Here is a 22,149-nt window from a genome sequence, read left to right on the forward strand (position 1 = left end):
GGTGGGGGTGGGTGGGTAGGTGCTGCTGGTGGGCCGTTGGTGATGGGGGGTAGGTGCTGCTGGTGGGCCGTTGGTGATGGGGTGCGGCTGGGGGCTTTAGGGGGTGCCGGGGATTCTCGCCCACGTCGGTCGCCAGGCGGGCTCCTGCAGCGGGGCGAGGCTCTGGCAGTGGGTGATGATCGCGTCCAGGGCTGGGTGGGGGTTGGTTTTGGGGAGGACCAGCGACAGGGGGTAGGCGATCGTGGGGTTGTGGATCGGGATTCGGCGGAGGTCGTAGGTGGTTGGCCAGAGGTAGCGGTCTCGGGTGCCTATGAGGGTGGCCAGGTCGGCGGAATCGGCCAGGGCGTCTAGGAGGACTTCGGTGCCGAAGTTGGGGCCGGTGGCGTCGATTTTGAGGTCGAAGTCGGTGGCTAGCTGGTCGTAGAAGGTGGACCACTCGGTGTGCGGGGCGATGCCTGGGATCCAGAGGCGGTGGCCGCGGAGGTCGGGTGGGGTGAGGGAGCGGGCTGCGGCTAGGGGGTGTTTGGGGCCTACCAGGAGTTCTAGGGGTAGGTCGAAGGCTCGGACCATGTGGAGCTCCCGGGGTAGGCCAGAGATGATCGTGCGGAAAGATGCGTCGATCTCGCCTGCGGCTACGGCTGCGGCAGCGACTCGGGGGTCGTCTACTCGTAGCGTGACCACGTCCAGGTCCAGCTCGGGGTGGGCTCGCCAGTAGTCGTGCAATACGACGGCTTGCGCGCTGCGCAGGCCCAGTACGTCGATGCGCAGCGCGCGCGAACCCGGCCTGACCGCACCGACAGCGCGTTCGACGCCGGCGACGATGCCTCGGGCGTGCGGCAGGAACGCCTGCCCGTCGAGGGTCAGTTCGACGCCGCGCGCGGTTCGCGCGAAGAGCTGGACGCCGAGTTCGCGTTCCAGCGTGGCGACACGCTTCGAGACCGCCTGCTGCGTCACGCCGAGCTCGTCCGCGGCGTGCTGGAACTGTCCGAGCTCCGCCGCGCGGACGAACGACCGCACCCCTTCGGTATCCACCGCCTCATCGTAGGCAGGCCCAACCGATCGTTGTGGCTCGCCGACGTGACAGTTGTTTGATCCGGCGACAGCACAACCGCTGTGATGCACACGCCCCGCACCTCGGTTGTCGCAAAGGAATCCCGTGCTCACCAAAGACTTCACCAGACTCTGGACGGCGTACGCCGTCAGCACGTACGGCACGTGGATCGCGTTCGGCGCGTTCCCGCTGCTCGCCGTACGGGAACTGCACTCGTCGGCCATCGCCGTCTCGCTCCTGGAGGCCGCCGGCCTCGCGGTCGCCGCGCTCGTCGCGTTCCCGCTCGGGCCGTGGATCGACCACCGCGCCAAACGCCCGGTGATGGTCGCGATGGACCTGGTCCGCTTCCTCGGGATGGCCAGCGTCCCAATCGCCTACCTCGCGGGCGAACTGTCGTACGGCCAGCTGCTCGTCGTCTCGATCGTCTCCGGTACGGCGAACATCGCCTTCGCCGCAGCCTCCGGTGCGTACCTGAAACACCTTGTCCACAAGGACGAACTGCTCGCCGCGAACGGACGGTTCGAGGGTACGAGCTGGACCGCGACCGCACTCGGTCCGCCGCTCGGCGGAGCACTCGTCGGCGCGCTCGGCCCAGTCGTCACCGTTGCCGCGGACGCCTGCAGCTACTTGCTGTCCGCCCTCGCAGTCCTCCGCATCCGCGGCCGCGACCTCGCGCCGCCGACCGGCGTCGAACGCGGCCGCGACGGCGCAACCGGGGCCGCGCCGGCACGAACCCGTGCGGCGGATTCGCGCCGCGCGGACGGGACCCGAAGCGGCTTCGACGACCCGCAGGCGGTCCGGCTCTCGACCGGCCGCCGTCTGACGACCCAGGACTTCCTCAGCGGCTGGCGCCTCATCCTCCGTGACCCGGACCTGCGGCGCCTCTACCTCAACGGCATCACTGTCAGCGGCCTGATCATGGCCGCCACACCACTCCTGGCGGTTCTCCTTCTCGGCGAGTACCACCTCGCAGCCTGGCAGTACGGGCTCGCCTTCGGACTCCCCAGCATCGGCGGCTTCGTCGGCGCCCGCCTCTCCGCGCGCCTCGTGAACCGCTTCGGGCGCCATCGAGTCCTGACCGTCTCCGGCTGGCTGCGCTCGATCTTCCCGCTCGGCCTCGCCTTCACCCATCCGGGAGTCTCTGGACTCGTCACGGTGATCGTCGTCGAGGCCTTGCTGATCACGAGCATGGGCATCTTCAACCCCATCTCCGCCACCGAACGCCTACAGCGCACACCGTCAGATCAGGCCGCGCGCGTCCTCACCGCGTGGAGCGTCAGCAGCAAACTCGCCCAGGCCGTCCTGATGGTGGTCTGGGGATTCCTGGCAACACTCACCAGCCCACTCACCGCGATCACCATCTCCGGCGTCCTGCTGCTCGGGACTCCGCTCCTGCTGCCGAAAGCGCGTCAGGTCCAGCTGGCAACGAAGTAGCCAACCCCGTACGGCGCAGCGTGGTACAGCAGCTCCCCCGTCAGACCGGTCGTTGCCGCCAGCACCTGCCAGGGTGCGCGGCCGGCAGCGTGAAGCTCGGCGGCGAGAGCCGGATCGAGTGCAGCCAGCGTCGTGGTGTCCGCCAGGTGGAGCGCCGCGGCGACGGTGCTGTCGAACAGCTCGGCGCGCGGATGCAGATGGACCGGCGAGTGCTCGCTCCGGCGGGCCGAGCCGTCGCCCATCACGAGGAGCGCCAGCCGATCGTTGCTCTCGGCAAGCTCACGACCCAGCGCGAGACAGTCGGCAGCCAGCGCGTCCGGGGCCAGAGCCAGATACGTGCGAGGCAACGCGGCAGCCTTGGACTGGTTGACCAGCCAGGCGCCAACGGTCAGTGACAAAGGCAAGATCGGCGTACCGGAGCCCACCTGCAGCGAGGCGCCGTACGGCGAGAAGCTGCCGGCGGCGTCAGCGTCGTACCGACCAGCAGTAGAGCCGGTGCCGACGACGACCAGGCTGTCAGCGGTCGCCAGCGCATTGACAGCAGTGAGACAAAAGGCGCGCAGGTCGTCGAGATCCGAAGCAGCACCGCTCGCGACCTCAGGCACGAGCAATGGCGGGTGCGGGCAGACGGCCGCGCTCACGACTGGCACGTCAGGCCTCGCGCAGGTAGCGGAAGAAGAGGTAGCCGTCGTCGCCGGCCAGCGCTGTGTGCAGGACGTACCCGCGCGTCCCGGTCGCAGTCGGGCCGGCGGTGATGCGGCCGGAGCCCGGACCGGCCAGGATCGGCGCCAGCGACAAGCACATCTCGTTGATCAGATCGGCCTCGGTCAACGCGCCCTGCAGATGCGGCCCGCCCTCGGTGAGGATCTGCGGCAGGCCCCGCTCGACAAGCGTGTTGACGACGTCGTGCAGGTCGACCCCGGCGTGCCCGCAGACCACGACATCGGCGACCTTGCCCAGCGCCTCGCGCGCGTCGGCCGGCGAGGCCGGGTGCGTGAAGACGATCGGCCGCACCGGCGCCTCCACGAAGAACGGCGCGGAAGGATCCAGGTCTAGCCGCGACGACACGATCGCGAGCGTCGGGTTCTCCGCCAGACCGTGCTCGACCCGCCACTCACGCCGCGCAGCGCCGAGCCGCAGCGGGCTGTACCCCTCGATCCGCACAGTCCCAGCACCGACCAGTACGACGTCGCTGAGCATCCGCAGCTTGCCGAAGATCTCCTGGTCGGCCGGGCCGGACAGCGCCTTCGACTTGCCGTCGATCTCGACCGCGCCGTCCAGGGTGGTGACGAAGTTGCTGCGCAGGTGCGGCACCGACCGGTCCTCGACCTGGTACGCCGCGATCACCTCCGCCTCGCTGAGGTCGGACAACCGCTGCATCAGGCCAGGCTCCTTCGGGTTCCGGCGGGCTGCTTCGCACCACGCAGTACGGCGATCAGGTCGAGCGCCTGCCGAGCGGCCGGTACGTCGTGCACCCGGAACACCCGGGCTCCGAGCCACGCCGAGACGCTCAGCGCGGCCACCGTACCGGTCCCCCGCTGACCGGGCGGCAGCTCGAGGGTCTCGCCGATGAAGTCCTTGTTCGACACCGCGACCAGGACCGGCCAGCCGGTCGCGACCAGTTCGTCCAGGCGGCGGGTCAGCTCGAGCGACTGCAGCGTGTTCTTGCCGAAGTCGTGGGTCGGGTCGATCACGAGCGCGTCCCGCCGTACGCCGGCCGCGACCGCCTTGTCGGCCAGCGCGGTCGTCGTCCGGATCACGTCGGCGACCACGTCGTCGTACGCCATCCGGTGCGGGTCGGTGCGTGGGGTCAGTCCGCCGACGTGGCTGCAGACCAGCCCGGCACCGGTCGCGGCCGCGGCGGTCGCCATCTCGGGGTCGGCGCCGGCCCAGGTGTCGTTGATCAGGTCCGCGCCGGCCTCGCCGACGCGGCGTGCGACGCCGCTGCGGTAGGTGTCGACGCTGATCACCAGGTCAGGATGGCGAGCACGGATCCCCGCGACGAAGTCGACGGTCCGGCGCAGCTCCTCGGTCTCGCTGACCGGTTCGCCGTACCCGGCCTTGACGCCACCGATGTCGACCAGGTCAGCGCCGTCGGCGACCGCCTGCGCGATCGCGTCGTACGCCTTGTCGGTCGCGTACGTCGCGCCCCGGTCGTAGAAAGAGTCCGGCGTCCGGTTGACGATCGCCATCACCGCGAACTGTCCCGGTCCGAACTCGCGCCGGCCCAGCCGCAGCACGCCCGCCCCCGTCGCCTCGTCCGCCACGACGCCGACTCTAACCGGTGCGTTCCAGGCCGTCGGGGAAACCCGTGACGAGTGAGCCACATATCCTATAGGATCTCTGACAAGCAGTCTTTTGCGTTCCGCCTCCGCACCAAGAACGGGTCCTCTATGCCGCGCTTCACCGAGTTCGAGACGTACGACGTCCGCTTCCCCACCTCGCGGGACCTGGACGGCTCCGACGCGATGAACACCGATCCGGACTACTCCGCGGCGTACCTGATCGTGCGCACCGACGCCGGCGACGGGCTCGAGGGCCACGGCTTCGCGTTCACGATCGGCCGCGGCAACGACGTGCAGACCGCGGCGATCGAGGCGCTGCGCGACCACCTCGTCGGGCTCGACGTCGACGCGACGCTGAACGACCTCGGCGGGTTCTGGAAGTCGCTCGTGCACGACTCGCAGCTGCGCTGGCTGGGCCCGGAGAAGGGCGTCATGCACATGGCGATCGGCGCGGTCGTCAACGCGGTCTGGGACCTGGCCGCCAAGCGCGCCGGCGTCCCGCTCTGGAAGCTGCTGGCTGACCTGACGCCCGAGCAGATCGTCGACCTGGTCGACTTCCGCTACCTGACCGACGCGCTCACCCGCGACGAGGCGCTGGAGATCCTTCGCAAGGCCGAGCCTGGCCGCGCCGAGCGCGAGCAGCAGCTGCGCGAGCGCGGCTACCCGGCGTACACGACGACGCCCGGCTGGCTCGGGTACGACGACGAGAAGCTGGTCCGGCTCTGCCGCGAAGCGGTGGCCGACGGGTTCACCCAGATCAAGCTGAAGGTCGGCGCGAACCTCGACGACGACATCCGCCGGATGCGGCTGGCCCGCGAGGCCGTCGGCCCGGACATCCGGATCGCGATCGACGCCAACCAGCGCTGGGACGTCGCCGACGCGATCGCGTGGGTGCAGGCGCTGGCGCCGTACGACGTGTGGTGGGTCGAGGAGCCGACCAGCCCCGACGACATCCTCGGGCACGCCGCGATCGCGCGCGGGATCGCGCCGATCCGGGTCGCCACCGGTGAGCACGTGCAGAACCGGGTCGTGTTCAAGCAGCTGCTGCAGGCCGGATCGCTGGACTTCGTGCAGATCGACTCCGCCCGGGTCGCGGGCGTGAACGAGAACGTCGCGATCCTGCTGCTGGCCGCGAAGTTCGGCGTACCGGTGTGTCCGCACGCGGGTGGGGTCGGGCTGTGCGAGCTGGTCCAGCACCTGTCGATGTTCGACCTGGTCGCGGTCAGTGGTAGTACGGACCAGCGGGTGATCGAGTACGTCGACCACCTGCACGAACACTTTCTCGACCCGGTGGTGATCGAGGCGGGGCACTACGTCGCGCCGACGCGGGCCGGGTACAGCGCGGAGATGGAGGCCGGCACGTTGCGCGACTTCCGGTTCCCCGCGGGCAAGGTCTGGACCGAATCGAAGGAGCAGTCGAAGTGACGGATTTCGCCGGCCTCAAGGCCGTGGTGACCGGTGGCGCGTCGGGCATCGGCCTGGCCGCCGCCACCCAGCTGGCCGCGCGTGGCGCCGAGGTCGTGGTCTTCGACCTCAAGCCGGACGTGCCCGCGCCGCTGACCGGGATCGCGGCCGACGTCACCGACGACCAGTCCGTACGGGACGCGGTCGCCTCGGCGGCGCTGCGGCTCGGCGGGATCGACATCCTGGTGAACAACGCCGGGATCGGTGCTCAGGGCAACGTCACGGTGAACGACGACGACGAGTGGCACCGGGTCCTCGACGTGAACGTGGTCGGGATCGCGCGGGTGACGCGGGCGGTGCTGCCGTACCTGCGGCGTTCGGCGGCGGCCGCGATCGTCAACACGTGCTCGATCGCCGCGACTGCTGGGCTGCCGAACCGGGCGGTGTACAGCGCCAGCAAGGGCGCCGTACTGGCGTTGACGATGGCGATGGCTGCTGACCACGTGCGTGAGGGTGTGCGGGTGAACTGCGTGAACCCGGGTACGGCGGACACGCCGTGGGTCGGGCGGCTGCTGGACTCGGCTTCGGATCCTGAGGCCGAGCGGGCGGCGTTGGAGGCTCGGCAGCCGATGGGGCGGCTGGTTTCGGCCGACGAGGTTGCGCACGCGATCGTTTATCTGGCGAGCCCGCTGTCCGGTTCGACGACCGGTACGGCGCTGGCTGTGGACGGTGGCATGCAGAATCTGCGGCTGCCTGCGGCGCGCAGCTGAGCGGCGTACTGTCTTGCTCGCTGTGTCCTTCGGCGGAAAGGTGACGTGCTCGTGAAGATCTTCCCCACCGACCTGCGGATCGGTCTGGGTGGCGCTCCCCTGGCCGGGCTGTTCACGCCGATCTCCGACGCCGACGCGGTCGCGACGGTCGAGGCGGCGTGGGAGGAGGGCTGGCGGTTCTACGACACGGCGCCGCACTACGGGCTCGGGCTGGCCGAGGAACGCCTCGGCGCCGGGCTCGCGGGCAAGCCGCGGGACGAGTACACGCTGTCGAGCAAGGTCGGCCGGATCATCTACGAAGAGGACTCTCCGGCCGCCGACGGCGAGGGCTTCGCGGTGACGTCGACGCGGCGCCGCCGGTGGGACTTCAGCCGGGACGGCGTACTGCGCAGCATCGAGGACTCGCTGCGGCGGATCGGGACCGATCGGCTCGACATCGTGTTCGTGCACGACCCGGACGACCACTACGAGGAGGCCGTCGCGACGGCCTTCCCGACGCTGATCGAGCTGCGCGAGCAGGGCGTGATCGGCGCGATCGGGTCGGGGATGAACCAGTCCGCGATGCTGACCCGGTTCGTACGCGAGATCGACGTCGACGTGATCATGCTGGCCGGGCGGTACACGCTGATCGACCCCGACGGGCTGGACGACATCCTGCCGGCGTGCGTCGACAACGACACGCAGGTCCTTGCCGTCGGCGTCTTCAACTCCGGGCTGATGGCGCAGCCGCGGCCGGCGTCGGACGCGACCTTCAACTACGAGCCGGCTTCTCAGCCGCTGGTCGAGAAAGCCAACCGGCTGGCGGATGTGTGCGAGGCGCACGGGATCACGCTGCCGTCGGCCGCGCTGGCGTTCCCGCTGTTCCACCCGGCGGTCGCGGGGATCGCTGTCGGGTGCCGGTCGGCTGCCGAGGTGCACGCGAACGCGGCGCTCTCGCGGGTCGAGGTGCCGGCTGCTTTTTGGTCGGATCTGAAGTCGGCTGGGCTGCTGCGCGAGGACGCGCCGACGTCGGCGTGACGTCGTACGGGCTGAGCTTCGGTACGGCGTACTGAAGCTCAGCTGACCTGGGACGTCGGGGCCGTGAAGGTGTTGCACAGGGCAAGGTTCGGGCGGTCGAACGCGCGGCGCGACCAGAAGCCGTGGTTGCGGGTGCTGCCGTGGTCGCGGGCGCCGGTGTCGGACCGGTCGCCGGTGTTGTTGACGACGTACAGCCACTGGGTGCGCAGCGCGCCGCGGATGCCGTAGCTGGCCTTGTTGGCGCCGAGGAACAGGTTGCCGAAGCAGGACGCCTGCAGCTCCTTGCGCCGCTGCATCTCCAGCTCGAGCGCCGGGCTCGCGGCGTTGTAGCCCAGCCGTCGCGACGCCCTCAGGATCCCGGTCATCTCCTGCACGGCGTGCCCGTACTCGTGGGCCGCCGCGTGCGAGGCGACCGCACGGCTGAACGTCTGCGACTGCTTCCAGTACTGGATGTCCAGGTCGGCCTTCATGTACATCGTGTGGTTCGTCGGGCAGTAGAACGCCAGCGCGTCGATCGCCGTACCGCAGGGCGAGCTGCCGTTGGTGGCGATCGTCAGCAGCCCCGGCGGACGGAACTGATGCCCCGCCGCCGCCACCTGCCGCCGCCACGCGCGATCCAGGCAGGCCTTGAGCGAGCGGTAGTACGCCGTGGAGTTGGCCTGGTTGCCGAGCCCGGCCCTCGACTCCCGGCACCCCACGGACGGCTGCGCGCCGGTCCGGTACAGCTTGTTCGCCGACGCGACCTGCCAGTTCGTCAGCACCGGCGCCGGCTTGGGCGAGGGCTTCGTCGTCGTCGGCTGGGTCGTCGGTCGAGTCGTCGGCGCCTCAGTAGTTGCCTCGGGCACCGTCGGGCTGTCCTCGATGGTCGGCTCGTACGTCGGCTGAGCCGCGGGCGGCGTTGCCGAGGAGTCGTCAGCCTTCCCCGCGAGCGTGAACCCGACACCGAGGACCACAGCCCCCAGCACTGCCAGCCCACCCACCACAGCCAGCACCACGATCCCGGCGCCCCGCCGCTTCTTCGGCGGCGTAGGCATCGGCCCCCAGCCGAACCCGGGCCCCTGCTGCGGCCCCGCGTACTGCCCAGGCGGAGGCCCATAGCTCCCCTGCTGCGGCGGCCCGTAGTTCTGCCCACCCTGCTGATACTGCCCAGCCGGCGGCCCCTGAGGCGGGTATTGCTGCGGCGGATACTGCCCCTGAGGCGGTGGCCCCTGGTTGTACGGCCCCTGCTGCCCTTGGTTCGGCGGGTACTGCCCAGGAGGCCCCCACTGCTGACCAGACAACGCGGCTCCTCCACCCGTAACCCGGCCCCAGTAACCGGTCCCCAAAGCGTAGAAGGACAGAGGGCCAGGGTGCCTGGCTGGCCTACAGACAGGTGGCGCCAGTCGGCATAGGTTCCACGGATGACAACAGATCTCCCGCCGGGGCTCGAACCGTTGGTCAAGCAATACGAGAAGCGCGAGCAACGCCCCGTCACGTACTCGCCCACTTCGTGGGCGAAGGACTGGTCAGACGGCACGAACAGCTACTTGAGCGTTCTCCACGGCGAGCACACCGAGCCAACAGACCGCGGCAGACGAACGGTGGACCGACACCACCTGCTGCTGGCGTGCGAGGGGATGGATCTGGAGGACGAGCTCAGCGTCCTCCAGACCTTCGTGCTGGTGATGGCTTGGGGCGGTGGCACGGGCAGTCGGACGATCTACAACACCCGGCTGGCACTCGCCGATCCTGCCAAAGCTCACAAGATGCTCAGCAGGACGGCGAGAGCCCTCCGAGACGCCGCGGACTCGACCGACCTGGTGGAGATCTACGACGCGTGGCGGCTGCACCGAGTTGGGCGTGCGTTCTTCACCAAGTGGTTCACCTTCGCCGGCTACGTCGAGGAGCGCGACTGGCAGCCGCTGATCCTTGACCGAAGGGTGTTCAGGACACTCAACGACACGCTCGATGTCAGCACCGAGACCCTCGCGGGGGTGAAGTCGCGGGCCTGGAGATATCGCGCGTACGTCGAGGCGATGCACGCGTGGTCAGCCGAGTTCGATCTGACGGCGAGTGAGCTGGAGTGGGTCCTGTTCAGGCACAACGGGGACCCACTCCCCTAGCTCTCATGGTCAGCGGTTGCCTCGGTGGGAGTAGCGGGGGTCGGGCGGGTGGGCGACCACCGGCCACGAGGTGCCGCGGTGGTGGTCGGGTGAGGTTCTCGTCCTCTCACGGGGTGGTTGGAGGGCGGGGTCTTTGCGGATGCAGCGGAGGCTGCCGGCTCTGCGCATGGTTAGAGGGGGTCGATCTCTTGGAGGTGGTTGCCTTCCATGGAGAGCCAGCGGGTGATGCCTAGGTCTCTCAGGAAGGGGAGGTCGTGGCTGGCTATCAGGAGGGCGCCTTGGTAGGACGCCAGGGCTGTTCGGAGTTGGGTGATGCTGGCGAGGTCCAGGTTGTTGGTGGGCTCGTCGAGCATGAGCAGTTGGGGTGGGGGCTCGGCCAGGAGGAGGGCCGCGAGGGTGGCTCGGAAGCGTTCTCCGCCGGAGAGGGTGCTGACGGGCTGGTCGGCGGAGCGGCCTCGGAAGAGGAAGCGGGCGAGGCGGGCCCGGCGGTCGTTGTTGTCGGTGCCGGGGGCAAGGATCGCGAGGTTCTCGGCGATGGAGAGGTGATCGGTCAGCAGGTCGAGGCGTTGGGGTAGGAGGCGCGCGGGGACCAGGGGCAGGCCCTGGCCGGTGATCGCGTGGAGCAGGGTGGACTTGCCGGCACCGTTCGGGCCGGTGAGGGCGATGCGTTCGGGGCCTCGGATCTCCAGGTTCGCGATCACGCCGGTGCGGAGCTCCAGGTCCTGCAGGCGCAACGCGACGCGGCCGTTGGGGATCGCGGTGGCCGGCAGATCCACCCGGATGTGGTCGTCGTCGTGGATCTTCTCCTCGGCCTCGGCCAGCGCGTCCTGCGCCGCCTCGAGGCGTTCGCTGTGCATGCCGAGATGCTTGCCGGCGGAGACCTGCGACGAGCGTTTCATCGCGCCCGCGGCCATCTTCGAGACGCTGCCGCCTTCGAAGGCGCGTCGGCCACCCGCCTGGCGGCGTTCGATCTTCGTCCGCGCCTCGATCAGTTCGCGCTTCTGTCGCTTCACGTCGGACTCGGCCACGCGCATCATCCGTTCGGCCGCGTCCTGCTCGACGGCGACGGCTTCCTCGTACGCCGTGAGGTTGCCGCCGTACCAGGTCAGGTCGCCCTTGCGCAGCTCGCCGATCTGGTCGACGCGGTCGAGCAGCTCGCGGTCGTGGCTGACCACGAGCAGCGCGCCGCGGAACGCCTCCACCGCGTCGTACAGGTGTCTGCGGGCGCGCAGGTCGAGGTTGTTGGTGGGTTCGTCGAGCAGCAGGACGTCGGGGCGGCGGATGAGTTCGGCGGCCAGGCCGAGCAGGATCGTCTCGCCGCCGGACAGTTCGCCGACCGACCGGTCGAGGGTGATCGCGCCGAGGCCGAGCTTGCCGAGCAGCGCCTCGGCGCGTTCCTCGACGTCCCAGTCGTCGCCGACGCGGGCGAAGTTCGCCTCGGTCGCGTCGCCGGACTCGATCGCGCTGATCGCCGTACGGACGTCGGCGATGCCGAGGGCCGCGTCGACGCGTAGGGAGGTGTCGAGGGTGAGGTCCTGGGGCAGGTAGGCGAGCTCGCCGCTGACGCGGATCGCGCCGCGCTGCGGTGTCAGCCGTCCGGCGATCAGCCGCAGCAGCGTCGACTTGCCGGCGCCGTTGCGGCCGACGAGTCCCGAGCGCGCCGGTCCGGCGGCGAAGGACAGGCCGTCGAACAGCACGTCACCGTCGGGCCAGGCGAAAAAGAGGTCGTTGCACGTCAAAGAGACAGTCATCAGGGTGTACTCCGAGATCTCGAACGAGACCGCCCACCGACCGGTGGCGATCAACCGCTGCTGAAGAGAGACCTCAGTAGTTCAACCCGCACCCCTGACATGGACAACAAGGACGTCACCAGGCTAGCGACGCACACGCCACCCCGGCAACGACTTAAAGGCGGAGGAGCCGGGGGCGGGCTGCTGGGGCCGAGGGGCCGGGCCGAGGGGCCGAGGCAGGGCGGGGGGGGTAGGGGGCAGGCCGGAGCCGGGTGGCGCAAGGCGGGGGCGGCAGGGGGCCAGGCCGGGACGGTCAGGGCGGGAGCCCGCAGGCCCGGGGAGCTACGGCGCTTTGCGGAGCCAGGACTCGACGCCGGCTATGTGGGCGGTCATCCAGGCTCGGGCCGCCTCGGCGTCGCGTTGGTCGAGGGCGTCGAGGATGGCGGTGTGTTCGGCGAGGGTGCGTTCGACGGCGCCGGCCTGGGTGACGCCGCGCCAGATGCGGGCGCGTTGGGTGGCGCCGGAGACGCCGTCGAGCAGCGAGCAGACGACGGCGTTGCCGGTGGCTTCGGCGATGCCGCGGTGGAAGCGCAGGTCGTTCTCCACCAGCGCATCGACGTCGGCGGACGGTGACAGGTCGCTGGTGAGGAGGCGCAGGTTGGCGAGTTGCTCGGCCGAGATCCGGGACGCCGCCAACGCGGCGACGCCGGGCTCGAGCAGACGGCGTACCTCGAAGAACTGCAGGACCGAGTCGTCGCGGTGCAGGTCGACCATGAAGCTGAGCGCGTCGAGCAGGTGCGCCGACGTCAGGCTGGTCACGTACGTGCCGTCGCCGTGCCGGACGTCGAGCACGTTGACCAGCGTCAGCGCCTTGACCGCCTCGCGCAGCGAGTTCCGCGACAGGCCCAGCCGGGCGGCCAGATCCGCCTCCTTGGGCAGCCGGTCCCCCGGGCCCAGCTCGCCGGAGGTGATCATCTCCTTGATCTTGACGATCGCCTCATCCGTCAGCGCCATCGGATCAGTATGCCGCCGCACCACCGCCTCCACCCGCACCTACCATCGAGTTGTGGTGACGAGTACCGGATACTCCGGCAAGCCGCTGGCCGGGAAGCTCGGGATCAAGCCCGGGTACGTCGTGCTGCTGGACCGCGCACCGGACGGCTTCGTGATCGAGGGCCTCCCGGACGGCCTCACCCCGCTGACCCGGCCGGGCCGCACCGAGCTGGACGTCACCCTGACCTTCTGCCCGGATCGCCGACGACTGGCCCAACGGCTCCCCCAGCTCCTGGCCAGGACCACCACGAACGGGATGATCTGGGTCGCCTGGCCGAAGCGGTCGTCCGGCGTACCGACGGACCTCGACGAGAACGGCGTTCGCGAGCTGGCGCTGCCGCTCGGCGTCGTGGACGTGAAGGTGTGCGCGGTCGACGTCACCTGGTCCGGGCTGAAGCTGGTCCGGCGGCTGGCCAATCGGTGAGAACTGGACTGATCCGCTGCGTGACGTTGGCCACACTTTTGCGCACGCTCGGTCATCACCCCGGGCAAACGCGCAGTTGCATACAGTGGGCACCCAGGCGTAGCGGGCACTCCGGAAAGGCCGCGTTTCAGCCTCGGAACCCCACCTCTGCAACGCGTCCCGCAGTCCGGCCGACCCGTGAAAGCAGGACGAACGGCGTGGCCACGGGCAACAACGCTGAAACATCCGAAACACAGGTGTTCCAGGGCTCGAACGATCAACCCACGGCGGCGGAACCACTCGACACACTGGTCCGGTGGTCCCGGGCTGTAGATCGGTTGCCGGTGCTATTAGCCTTGCCTCGGGAGCAGCCCCATAACTCCCGTAGTCATAACAGTGGTACCGGACCCGCAATCGGAAGAGGCGAACTGCCCAGTGGCCACCGAGCCATCAGACACAAATCCCCTTGCAGCCTTCGGAGCGAACGAATGGCTGGTCGACGAGATGTACGAGAAGTACCAGCAGGATCCCAAGTCCGTGGACCCCGCCTGGTCGAACTTCTTCAAGGATTACAGCCCGGGTGACGCGAAGCCGGTGAACACCGCCCCGTCCGACGCTCCCCGACCTGATGCGGTGTCCGACAACAAGACCCCCGAAGCCGCCGGCCGCGGTACGGCGGCGACCGCGCCCGCCGCGAGCAAGCCGGCCGCCCAGGCCGCCGCGACGACGCCGGCCCCGGCCGCTCCCGCGACGACGGCGAGCCAGACCCCGAGCGCGACCCAGCCAGCCCAGACGAAGCCCGCAGCAGCGGCCCAGCAGCAGACCGCGCCCGCGGCGAGCGGCGCCCCGACCGGAGGAACGGTGAACCAACCGCCCACAGCGCAGCCCAAGCCCGCTCCCGCGACCAGCACGGACGCGGAGCGCAGGATCCTGCGGGGTGCCCCGGCCCGGACCGCCCAGAACATGGAGATCAGCCTCCAGGTCCCGACGGCGACCAGCGTCCGCCAGGTGCCGGTCAAGCTGCTGATCGACAACCGGATCGTCATCAACAACCACCTCAAGCGCGCTCGCGGTGGCAAGATCTCGTTCACCCACCTGGTCGGCTGGGCGCTGGTCAAGGCGCTCAAGACGCTGCCGGAGATGAACGCGTCGTACGACGAGACCGAGGGCAAGCCGACGCTGGTCCAGCCCGAGCACATCAACCTCGGCCTGGCCATCGACATGCAGAAGCCGGACGGCACCCGCCAGCTGCTGGTGCCGTCGATCAAGGCGACCGAGTCGATGACGTTCGCCGAGTTCTGGATGGCCTACGAGGACATCGTCCGCCGGGCCCGCGACAACAAGCTCGCGCTGCCGGACTTCCAGGGCACCACGATCAGCCTCACGAACCCCGGCACGATCGGCACGCAGCACTCGGTGCCGCGGCTGATGAGCGGCCAGGGCTGCATCATCGGCGTCGGCGCGATGGACTACCCGACCGAGTACCAGGGTGCGGCCGAGGAGACGATGGCCAAGCTCGCGGTCAGCAAGGTCATGACGCTGACCTCGACGTACGACCACCGGATCATCCAGGGCGCGCAGTCGGGCGAGTTCCTGCGCCGCCTGCACCAGCTGCTGCTGGGCGCCGAGGGCTTCTACGACGAGATCTTCCAGAGCCTGCGGATCCCGTACGAGCCGATCCGCTGGGCCGCCGACCTCCCGCACAGCCACGAGGAGGACATCAGCAAGCAGGCCCGGATCCTCGAGCTGATCCACGCCTACCGCGTGCGCGGCCACATCATGGCCGACACCGACCCGCTGGAGTACAAGCAGCGCAGCCACCCCGACCTCGACGTCGCGACCCACGGCCTGACGCTGTGGGACCTGGACCGCGAGTTCGCCACCGGCTCGTTCGGTGCCGCGACCGACCGCCGGTTCATGAAGCTGCGCGAGATCCTCGGCATCCTGCGCGACTCGTACTGCCGCACCACCGGTATCGAGTACATGCACATCCAGGACCCCGAGCAGCGCAAGTGGCTGCAGGAGCGGATCGAGCGGCCGCACACCAAGCCGCCGCGCGAGGAGCAGCTCCGGATCCTGGCCAAGCTGAACGAGGCCGAGGCGTTCGAGACCTTCCTGCAGACCAAGTACGTCGGCCAGAAGCGGTTCTCGCTGGAGGGTGGCGAGACGACCATCCCGCTGCTCGACGAGATCTGCGAGGAGGCCGCCGGCGCCGGGCTCGACGAGGTCGTGATCGGCATGGCGCACCGCGGCCGGCTGAACGTGCTCGCGAACATCGTCGGCAAGTCGTACGGCCAGATCTTCCGCGAGTTCGACGGCAACATCGACCCGCGCACGGTCCAGGGCTCCGGTGACGTCAAGTACCACCTGGGCGCCGAGGGCGAGTTCGTCTCGGAGTTCGGCGACAAGATCAAGGTGTCGGTCGCGGCCAATCCGTCGCACCTGGAGACCGTCGACCCGGTGCTCGAGGGCATCGTCCGGGCCAAGCAGGACATCCTCGACCAGGGCGCCGCGTTCCCGGTGCTGCCGGTCCTCGTCCACGGTGACGCGGCCTTCGCGGGCCAGGGTGTCGTGGCCGAGACGCTGAACCTGTCGCAGCTGCGCGGGTACCGCACCGGCGGCACGATCCACGTGATCGTCAACAACCAGGTCGGGTTCACCACCTCGCCGGCCTCGTCGCGCTCGTCGATGTACTGCACCGACGTCGCGCGGATGGTCCAGGCGCCGATCTTCCACGTGAACGGCGACGACCCCGAGGCCTGTGTCCGCGTGGCCGACCTGGCCTTCGAGTACCGCCAGGCGTTCAACAAGGACGTCGTCATCGACCTCGTCTGCTACCGCCGCCGCGGTCACAACGAGGGCGACGACCCGTCGTTCACCCAGCCGCTGATGTACGACCTGATCGAGCAGAAGCGCTCGGTGCGCAAGCTCTACACCGAGGCCCTGATCGGCCGTGGCGACATCACCGTCGAAGAGGCCGAGCAGGCGATGCGCGACTTCCAGCAGCGGCTGGAGCGCGTGTTCACCGAGGTCCGCGAGGCGAAGAGCCAGCCGGACACCCCGGCGCCGTACGTCACCGTCCCGGTCTACCCGGACAAGCCGGAGGGCCCGGACGCGACCGCGACCACGCCGGAGGTGCTGAAGAAGATCGCCGACGCGTACACCACGCTGCCGGAGGGCTTCACGGCTCACCCGAAGGTGATGCCGCAGCTGCAGCGTCGCGCCGCCGCGATCACGCAGGGCCCGGTCGACTGGGCCAGCGCGGAGATGACGGCGTTCGGTTCGCTGCTGCTGGCCGGTCGCCCGGTCCGGCTCGCCGGTCAGGACAGCCGTCGCGGCACGTTCGTGCAGCGGTTCGCGGCGGTCATCGACCGGGTCAACGGTCAGGACCACGTCCCGCTGCAGAACCTCGACGAGGACCAGGCGAACTTCTACGTCTACGACTCGCTGCTCAGCGAGTACGCCGCACTCGGCTTCGAGTACGGCTACTCGGTGGCCCGGCCGGACGCGCTGACCCTGTGGGAAGCGCAGTTCGGTGACTTCGTGAACGGCGCCCAGTCGATCATCGACGAGTACATCTCGGCCGGTGAGGCGAAGTGGGGCCAGAAGTCCGGTGTCGTGCTGCTGCTGCCGCACGGCTACGAGGGCCAGGGCCCGGACCACTCGTCGGCCCGGATCGAGCGGTTCATGGCGCTGTGCGCCGAGAACGCGATGACGGTCGCGCAGCCGTCGACGCCCGCGTCGTACTTCCACCTGCTGCGTCGCCACACCCTCGGCGAGGAGCACAACCCGCTGATCGTCTTCACGCCGAAGCAGCTGCTGCGGCGTAAGGAAGCGGTGTCGCAGCCCGAGGAGCTGACCAGCGGCACGTTCCGGCCGATCCTCGGCGACGCGGAGGCCGAGGCCACCGCGGCGACCGTCGAGCGGGTCATCCTGTCGTCCGGCCGGATCGCGTACGACCTGTTCGCGGAGCGGAAGAAGACCGAGACCGACAAGATCAGCACCGCGGTGATCCGGGTCGAGCAGCTCTACCCGCTGCCGGCCGAGGAGATCAAGGCGGAGCTCGCGAAGTACCCGAACGCGACCGAGGTCCGCTGGGTGCAGGACGAGCCGGCCAACCAGGGTCCGTGGCCGTTCATGGCGCTGAACCTGACCGAGCACCTGGGCGGCAAGCCGTTCTACCGGGTGTCCCGGCCGGCCATGTCGGCGACGTCGGTGGGCTCGATGGGCGCGCACACCGCCGAGCAGCAGACGCTGCTGAAGCAGGCGTTCAGCTGACGTGTACTTCACCGACCGAGGGATCGAGGAGCTCGAGGGCCGGCGTGGCGAGGAGGATGTCTCGCTGGCCTGGGTGGCCGAACGGCTGCGTGAGTTCGTCGATCTGAACCCCGAGTTCGAGACGCCGATCGAGCGGTTCGCCACCTGGCTGGCCCGCCTCGACGACGAGGACGACTGAGCTGTCGCTTTTGTAGTGTGAGCGAATGCCCTTCGCCGATCACCCCGTACGACGGGTGGCCGCGGCGGAGGGCATTTCGCCGTCCGGGGCCTGGCCGCACACGATCCCCGCGGTCCGGCAGCTGCTGACGGACGGGCTGGACCTCGGGCCTGGGGTCACGTTCCTGGTCGGGGAGAACGGCGCGGGCAAGTCGACGCTGGTGGAGGCTGTGGCGGTCGCCTTCGGGATGTCACCGGAGGGTGGGTCGACCGGCGCGCGGCTGACCACGCGGGCCACCGAGTCATCGCTGTCCGACGACCTTGTGCTGACGCGGGGTGCCGGCGCGCCGAAAGCCGGTTTCTTCCTGCGCGCGGAGACGATGCACAACTTCTACACGTACCTGGAGCAGAACCCGGGCCAGCGCCCGGAACCGGTGTTCCACGAGTTGAGCCACGGCGAGAGTTTCCTGTCGCTGATCGAGGACCGCTTCACCCGCCGCGGCTTCTACTGCCTGGACGAGCCCGAGTCGGCGCTCTCCTTCTCCTCCAGTCTCGCGGTGGTCGGCGTCCTGAAGCAGCTCGCCGACAGCAGGTCCCAGGTACTCTGCGCGACCCACTCCCCCGTGATCGCCGCGCTGCCCGGCGCGACGATCCTCGAGGTCGGCGACTGGGGCATCCGCGAGTCGGCCTGGAACGACCTGGAGCTGGTCCAGAACTGGCGTGCCTACCTGAAGCACCCGGAGCAGTACCTGCGGCACATCCTTTAGGTCGTCCGCCTGCTCAGTGGACGACCACGACCGGCTGGCTCGCCACCTCCGGCTGGAACTCACGCTGCCAGGGCCTGACCACGGCGAGCAGGGTGACCAGGGAGAGGGCCAAGCCGGCGGACATCACCACGGCCATCGCGACCGCGTCGGTGCCGAGGGCGCCGACCAGCGGTGCGGCGACCGCGCCGATACCGAACTGGACAGCGCCCAGCAAGGCCGCCGCCGTACCCGCTGCCTCGCCGTGGCGCGACAGCGCCAGCGCCGGCGCGTTCGGAAGGGCCAGGCTGGCGGCGAAGAGCGCCGCCCAGACTGGGACGAGGATGCCGACCAGGCCGCCCAGGCTCAGGGTCGCGGTCAACAGCAGAGCGACCCCTGCGAGGGCGGCGAGGACCGCGCCCGCGGTGAGCACCTGCTCGGGCTCCCATCGCTTCAGCAGCAGCGGGTTGAGCTGGGTCGCCGCGATCAGCACCACGCCGCCCACACCGAACAGCAGTCCGAAGGTCTGGCTGCTCACGCCGAACTGCTCCTGGAACACGAACGACGCTCCCGCGACGTACCCGAACACGCCGGTCATCGCCAGCCCGGCGACGAGGGTGAGCCCGACGAAGACCCGGTCGCGGACCAGCTGTCCGGCCGTGCGAGCGATCTGCACCAGCCCGAACGGCCGGCGGCTCGCAGGCGGCAGGGTCTCCGGCAGCGTCAGCGCCACCAGAGCCATCAGCAGGACGCCGAGCACGGCCAGTACGACGAACAGCCCCTGCCACGGCAGCACCACCAGCAGGGCGCCGCCGACGGTGGGAGCGAACACCGGCGCGACGCCGATGACGAGCATCAGCCTCGACAGCAGGGTTGCCGCCGCGCGGCCGACGTACAGGTCTCTGACGATCGCCAAGGCGACGACGGACCCAGCGGCAGCACCCACGCCCTGCAGGGTCCGGAAGACCGACAGCGTCTCGACGTTCGGAGAGATCGCGCAGAGGACGGAGGCCAGCACGTGCAGCCCCGCTCCGGCGATCAACGGCAGTCGGCGGCCGGTGGTGTCGGAGAGCGGACCCACCAGCAACTGGCCGAGGGCGAGACCCGCGAAGGTGCCGGTCAGGGTGAACTGGATCGCCGTCTCGGAGGCGGCGAGGTCCGTGGTGATGGTTGGCAGCGCCGGCAGGTACAGGTCGATGGTCAGCGGGCCGAGCGCGACGATGAAGCCGAGCGTCAGCACCAGCCGGATCCGGCCGATCGGGTGAACCGGGCTGTCGGTGACCGGCGAATGCGTGGCAGCGGACGTCGTCGGAGGATCGGAGATCGCCATGAGTTCCTCGTGATCGGCGTGCGAACAGGGCGCGACGTCACTGTCGCCAGCGAGAGTCAACGACCCGCCCCAGCCTGCTATTCCCACAATCCACCCTGTGGACCACAAGCACATGCCCCAAGCCTCCGTGCCGGGCGCGGAGCGGTGCCGGGGGCGGGGATCTGAGCCGCGCGGAGCGCAGGCGGAGGGGCGCGGCTTCCTCCCCCTCCCCGTTCTCGCCCGCGCCGCCGGGGCTGCTGACGGTTGGGGTTAGTCCGCGGGTTCTGCGTGGGGTGGGCGTTTGCGGAGGGGTGGGTCGGGGGCCAGGGAGCCGTCGGGGGCGATGTGTTCGAAGATCTGGTCGACCAGGTTGAGGACGTGGGGGTCGTCGACGGTGTAGATGTGCCGTCGGCCCTCGCGGCGGGCGGTGATGATGCCGGCCAGGCGGAGTTTGCCGAGGTGCTGGCTGGCGGTGGCGATGCTGACTCCGACGCGGTCGGCCAGCGTGCCCACGTCGTACTCGCCCTGGGCCGCCAGCGAGACCAGATGCAGCCGCACGGGGGCGGACAGCATCGCGAAGGTGCCGGCGGCGGATTCCAGCTGCGCCTTCGTCGGTTCGGGGAAGGTCGTCATCTCGCGGTCATTGTGACCGGTCGAGCGGGTCCTGGGGAGACGGCAGGCCGAGGGTGAGCACGGTCTCACACTTTCGCAATTGCGAAAGTATCGAAATGGTGGCAGCCTGGAGGCATGGCAAGAGCTCTCCGCCCCGTGCTGCTCCTCCTCGCCGTGGCGATCCCTGCGGTGGTCCTGCGGCTCACCGGCACACACCCGTTCGCCCCGCTCGGCATCCTGGTCTTCGGCCTCGGTGTCGTCGCCGCGTCGTTCGTCCTGGCCTGGGCCGCCGAGGCCGCGGAGATGGACATCTCCGGCGGGCTGGCGATCGCCCTGCTCGCCGTGATCGCCGTCCTCCCGGAGTACGCGGTCGACCTCTACTTCGCCCACACCGCCGGCAGCAACCCGGAGTACGTCCAGTACGCCGCGGCCAACATGACCGGCTCCAACCGCCTGCTGCTCGGCCTCGGCTGGTCCAGCGTCGTACTGCTCAGCCTGTACGTCGCCAGCAAGCGCAGCGGCCGCACGGTCAAGGCGCTGGTCCTCGACTCGGGCTACAAGCGCGAGCTGGGCTTCCTGCTGATCGCCGGCATCGTCGCCTTCATCATCCCGCTGACCGGCCAGATCCACCTGCTGCTCGGCATCGCACTGCTGGCCTTCTTCGCCTACTACCTGTGGCGCGCCGCGGCCAGCGAGCACGGCGACGAGCCCGACCTGGTCGGCCCGGCCGCGCGGATCGGCGGCCTGCCGAAGGTGCAGCGCCGGATCACCGTGATCGCGATGTTCGCCGCAGCCGCCGCGATCATCCTGTTCTCGGCCGAGCCGTTCGCCGACTCGCTGGTCGAGGGCGGGCACGCGCTGGGCATCGACCAGTTCCTGCTGGTCCAGTGGCTGGCGCCGCTGGCGTCCGAGGCGCCGGAGTTCATCGTCGCGCTGCTGTTCGCCTGGCGCGGCAAGGGCGCGGCCGCGATCGGCCTGCTGATCTCCGCGAAGGTGAACCAGTGGACCCTGCTGATCGGCAGCCTCCCGATCGCGTACGGCATCGGCGGCGGCGGGCCCGCGCTGCAGCTGGACGGGCGCCAGGTCGAGGAGTTCCTGCTGACCGCGACGCAGACGATGCTCGGCATCGCGATCCTGCTGGCGCTGCGCTTCCCGCGCTGGGCCGCCTGGACGCTGCTGGGGCTGTTCGCGGTGCAGTTCGCCGTACCGGGTCAGACCGGGCGGTACGTGATCTCCGCCGTGTACGCCGTACTGGCGATCGCCGCGTTCGTGTACCACCGGCACGAGATCATCCCCACGCTCACCGGGCCGTTCCGGCGGACGAAGAAGAAGGACGACGACCGCGAACTGGTCGGCGTCTGACCCCATCCAACGGAAAGGGCCCGCGGCATGCTGTCCGCGGGCCCTTCGTCCGTTGCTGCTCAGCTGGCCTGCTGCTCCTCGACCGTGACCGCCGGACGACGGCGCTCGGTCGGGCCGGGGCGTCCCCGCCGGCGGCCGTCCAGGAACTTCTCCCCCGCGGCCGTGCCGGTGAACTTGGTCCGCCGGGCCCACGCGCGGCACTCCTCCAGCACCGGGCACGCGGTCAGGCAGATCGCCTGCGCCTTGCGCTGCTCCCACTGGGTCGCGGTCTCGTCGTACGCCGGTGACATGCCGACGCACGCGGCCTTCGACATCCAGCGGTCGGCGGGGTCGGCGATCACCGTCAAGGTCGGCCTCATGGGCACTCCTGCTCGTCGTTCGATCGGGCGGATCGAGGGTGCGGGGGTTTCCCGCGCCACCACCAGCTTGAGCCTGAGTCG

Annotated in this window: 20 protein-coding genes; 10 read left to right on the plus strand and 10 right to left on the minus strand. The window is 69.8% G+C overall.

The features are described from left to right. Nucleotides 1-96: 96 nt before the first annotated feature. Nucleotides 97-1,032, minus strand: a complete 936-nt coding sequence (locus ACYVIO_RS26310; RefSeq protein ID WP_460653573.1) for a LysR family transcriptional regulator — start codon at nt 1,030-1,032, stop codon at nt 97-99. 124 nt (nt 1,033-1,156) lie between these two features. Here ACYVIO_RS26310 and ACYVIO_RS26315 point away from each other — a divergent pair, with 124 nt between their 5' ends. Next, nucleotides 1,157-2,485, plus strand: coding sequence for an MFS transporter (locus ACYVIO_RS26315; RefSeq protein WP_460653574.1), 1,329 nt, complete (start codon nt 1,157-1,159; stop codon nt 2,483-2,485). Here the strand turns inward: ACYVIO_RS26315 and ACYVIO_RS26320 are convergent. The 3 genes from ACYVIO_RS26320 to folP are packed head-to-tail and all read right to left on the minus strand — an operon-like array spanning nt 2,461 to nt 4,677. After that, entirely contained in the window at nt 2,461-3,126 is a 666-nt protein-coding gene (locus ACYVIO_RS26320) for a class III extradiol dioxygenase subunit B-like domain-containing protein (RefSeq protein ID WP_460653575.1), read from the minus strand. The two genes, ACYVIO_RS26315 and ACYVIO_RS26320, sit on opposite strands and share 25 nt — an antisense overlap. 10 nt (nt 3,127-3,136) lie before the next feature. Further along, nucleotides 3,137-3,865 (minus strand): pyrimidine reductase family protein, encoded by a 729-nt coding sequence (locus tag ACYVIO_RS26325; protein ID WP_460653576.1) that lies wholly within the window; start codon nt 3,863-3,865, stop codon nt 3,137-3,139. Continuing rightward, nucleotides 3,865-4,677, minus strand: a complete 813-nt coding sequence (gene folP / locus ACYVIO_RS26330) for a dihydropteroate synthase (protein ID WP_460654624.1) — start codon at nt 4,675-4,677, stop codon at nt 3,865-3,867. The genes ACYVIO_RS26325 and folP overlap by 1 nt, the downstream gene beginning before the upstream one ends. A 201-nt stretch (nt 4,678-4,878) precedes the next feature. Here folP and ACYVIO_RS26335 point away from each other — a divergent pair, with 201 nt between their 5' ends. Genes ACYVIO_RS26335 through ACYVIO_RS26345 form a run of 3 tightly spaced genes read left to right on the plus strand, consistent with a single transcriptional unit; the run spans nt 4,879 to nt 7,961 of the window. After that, a complete protein-coding gene (locus ACYVIO_RS26335; RefSeq protein WP_460653577.1) occupies nt 4,879-6,195 on the plus strand; it encodes an L-fuconate dehydratase in 1,317 nt (438 codons plus the stop codon). Then, on the plus strand, nt 6,192-6,944 hold the full coding sequence (locus ACYVIO_RS26340; protein WP_460653578.1) for an SDR family NAD(P)-dependent oxidoreductase: 753 nt from the start codon (nt 6,192-6,194) through the stop codon (nt 6,942-6,944). The genes ACYVIO_RS26335 and ACYVIO_RS26340 overlap by 4 nt, the downstream gene beginning before the upstream one ends. Nucleotides 6,945-6,995: 51 nt before the next feature. Then, entirely contained in the window at nt 6,996-7,961 is a 966-nt protein-coding gene (locus ACYVIO_RS26345; RefSeq protein WP_460653579.1) for an aldo/keto reductase, read from the plus strand. Between the two features lie 38 nt (nt 7,962-7,999). Here the strand turns inward: ACYVIO_RS26345 and ACYVIO_RS26350 are convergent, their stop codons facing one another. Continuing rightward, entirely contained in the window at nt 8,000-8,995 is a 996-nt protein-coding gene (locus ACYVIO_RS26350) for a neutral zinc metallopeptidase (protein ID WP_460653580.1), read from the minus strand. Between the two features lie 366 nt (nt 8,996-9,361). Here ACYVIO_RS26350 and ACYVIO_RS26355 point away from each other — a divergent pair, with 366 nt between their 5' ends. Continuing rightward, nucleotides 9,362-10,063, plus strand: a complete 702-nt coding sequence (locus ACYVIO_RS26355) for an 8-oxoguanine DNA glycosylase OGG fold protein (RefSeq protein ID WP_460653581.1) — start codon at nt 9,362-9,364, stop codon at nt 10,061-10,063. A 170-nt stretch (nt 10,064-10,233) separates the two neighbouring features. Here ACYVIO_RS26355 and ACYVIO_RS26360 read toward each other — a convergent pair whose 3' ends face one another. Then, nucleotides 10,234-11,814, minus strand: a complete 1,581-nt coding sequence (locus ACYVIO_RS26360; protein ID WP_460653582.1) for an ABC-F family ATP-binding cassette domain-containing protein — start codon at nt 11,812-11,814, stop codon at nt 10,234-10,236. Nucleotides 11,815-12,135: 321 nt separating this feature from the next. Beyond that, nucleotides 12,136-12,807, minus strand: a complete 672-nt coding sequence (locus ACYVIO_RS26365; protein WP_460653583.1) for a FadR/GntR family transcriptional regulator — start codon at nt 12,805-12,807, stop codon at nt 12,136-12,138. A gap of 55 nt (nt 12,808-12,862) precedes the next feature. On the opposite strand from ACYVIO_RS26365, the gene ACYVIO_RS26370 reads away from it, so the two are divergent. From ACYVIO_RS26370 to ACYVIO_RS26385, 4 genes are all read left to right on the plus strand, one after another. Continuing rightward, the gene (locus ACYVIO_RS26370; RefSeq protein ID WP_460653584.1) at nt 12,863-13,270 is read left to right on the plus strand and encodes a DUF3052 domain-containing protein; all 408 of its coding nucleotides are present in this window, start codon (nt 12,863-12,865) and stop codon (nt 13,268-13,270) included. Between the two features lie 414 nt (nt 13,271-13,684). Continuing rightward, entirely contained in the window at nt 13,685-17,527 is a 3,843-nt protein-coding gene (locus tag ACYVIO_RS26375; RefSeq protein WP_460653585.1) for a multifunctional oxoglutarate decarboxylase/oxoglutarate dehydrogenase thiamine pyrophosphate-binding subunit/dihydrolipoyllysine-residue succinyltransferase subunit, read from the plus strand. Nucleotide 17,528: 1 nt separating this feature from the next. Further along, complete coding sequence (locus ACYVIO_RS26380; RefSeq protein ID WP_012922754.1) at nt 17,529-17,705, plus strand: DUF6104 family protein; 177 nt, start codon at nt 17,529-17,531, stop codon at nt 17,703-17,705. 25 nt (nt 17,706-17,730) lie between these two features. Next, complete coding sequence (locus ACYVIO_RS26385; RefSeq protein WP_460653586.1) at nt 17,731-18,450, plus strand: AAA family ATPase; 720 nt, start codon at nt 17,731-17,733, stop codon at nt 18,448-18,450. Nucleotides 18,451-18,463: 13 nt separating this feature from the next. Here ACYVIO_RS26385 and ACYVIO_RS26390 read toward each other — a convergent pair whose 3' ends face one another. Beyond that, nucleotides 18,464-19,756 carry a multidrug effflux MFS transporter gene (locus ACYVIO_RS26390; protein WP_460653587.1) on the minus strand — a complete coding sequence of 431 codons (1,293 nt, stop codon included), beginning with the start codon at nt 19,754-19,756 and terminating at the stop codon, nt 18,464-18,466. Between the two features lie 249 nt (nt 19,757-20,005). Next, the gene (locus ACYVIO_RS26395) at nt 20,006-20,368 is read right to left on the minus strand and encodes an ArsR/SmtB family transcription factor (RefSeq protein WP_460653588.1); all 363 of its coding nucleotides are present in this window, start codon (nt 20,366-20,368) and stop codon (nt 20,006-20,008) included. A gap of 114 nt (nt 20,369-20,482) precedes the next feature. Between ACYVIO_RS26395 and ACYVIO_RS26400 the strand changes: the two genes are divergently transcribed. Then, entirely contained in the window at nt 20,483-21,709 is a 1,227-nt protein-coding gene (locus ACYVIO_RS26400; protein ID WP_460653589.1) for a sodium:proton exchanger, read from the plus strand. A 59-nt stretch (nt 21,710-21,768) separates the two neighbouring features. Here ACYVIO_RS26400 and ACYVIO_RS26405 read toward each other — a convergent pair whose 3' ends face one another. Next, the gene (locus ACYVIO_RS26405; RefSeq protein WP_460653590.1) at nt 21,769-22,068 is read right to left on the minus strand and encodes a WhiB family transcriptional regulator; all 300 of its coding nucleotides are present in this window, start codon (nt 22,066-22,068) and stop codon (nt 21,769-21,771) included. Nucleotides 22,069-22,149: the final 81 nt, after the last annotated feature.

Source organism: Kribbella endophytica (genome assembly GCF_054781295.1).

What these genes read in the sequence shown, in the direction of transcription:
- ACYVIO_RS26365 (WP_460653583.1), bottom strand. Translation starts at nt 12,807, where the DNA reads ATGGCGCTGACGGATGAGGCGATCGTCAAGATCAAGGAGATGATCACC.
- folP (WP_460654624.1), bottom strand. Translation starts at nt 4,677, where the DNA reads ATGGCGATCGTCAACCGGACGCCGGACTCTTTCTACGACCGGGGCGCG.
- ACYVIO_RS26335 (WP_460653577.1), top strand. Translation starts at nt 4,879, where the DNA reads ATGCCGCGCTTCACCGAGTTCGAGACGTACGACGTCCGCTTCCCCACC.
- ACYVIO_RS26355 (WP_460653581.1), top strand. Translation starts at nt 9,362, where the DNA reads ATGACAACAGATCTCCCGCCGGGGCTCGAACCGTTGGTCAAGCAATAC.
- ACYVIO_RS26395 (WP_460653588.1), bottom strand. Translation starts at nt 20,368, where the DNA reads ATGACGACCTTCCCCGAACCGACGAAGGCGCAGCTGGAATCCGCCGCC.
- ACYVIO_RS26390 (WP_460653587.1), bottom strand. Translation starts at nt 19,756, where the DNA reads ATGGCGATCTCCGATCCTCCGACGACGTCCGCTGCCACGCATTCGCCG.
- ACYVIO_RS26400 (WP_460653589.1), top strand. Translation starts at nt 20,483, where the DNA reads ATGGCAAGAGCTCTCCGCCCCGTGCTGCTCCTCCTCGCCGTGGCGATC.
- ACYVIO_RS26360 (WP_460653582.1), bottom strand. Translation starts at nt 11,814, where the DNA reads ATGACTGTCTCTTTGACGTGCAACGACCTCTTTTTCGCCTGGCCCGAC.
- ACYVIO_RS26405 (WP_460653590.1), bottom strand. Translation starts at nt 22,068, where the DNA reads ATGAGGCCGACCTTGACGGTGATCGCCGACCCCGCCGACCGCTGGATG.
- ACYVIO_RS26350 (WP_460653580.1), bottom strand. Translation starts at nt 8,995, where the DNA reads ATGCCTACGCCGCCGAAGAAGCGGCGGGGCGCCGGGATCGTGGTGCTG.
- ACYVIO_RS26325 (WP_460653576.1), bottom strand. Translation starts at nt 3,865, where the DNA reads ATGCAGCGGTTGTCCGACCTCAGCGAGGCGGAGGTGATCGCGGCGTAC.
- ACYVIO_RS26385 (WP_460653586.1), top strand. Translation starts at nt 17,731, where the DNA reads ATGCCCTTCGCCGATCACCCCGTACGACGGGTGGCCGCGGCGGAGGGC.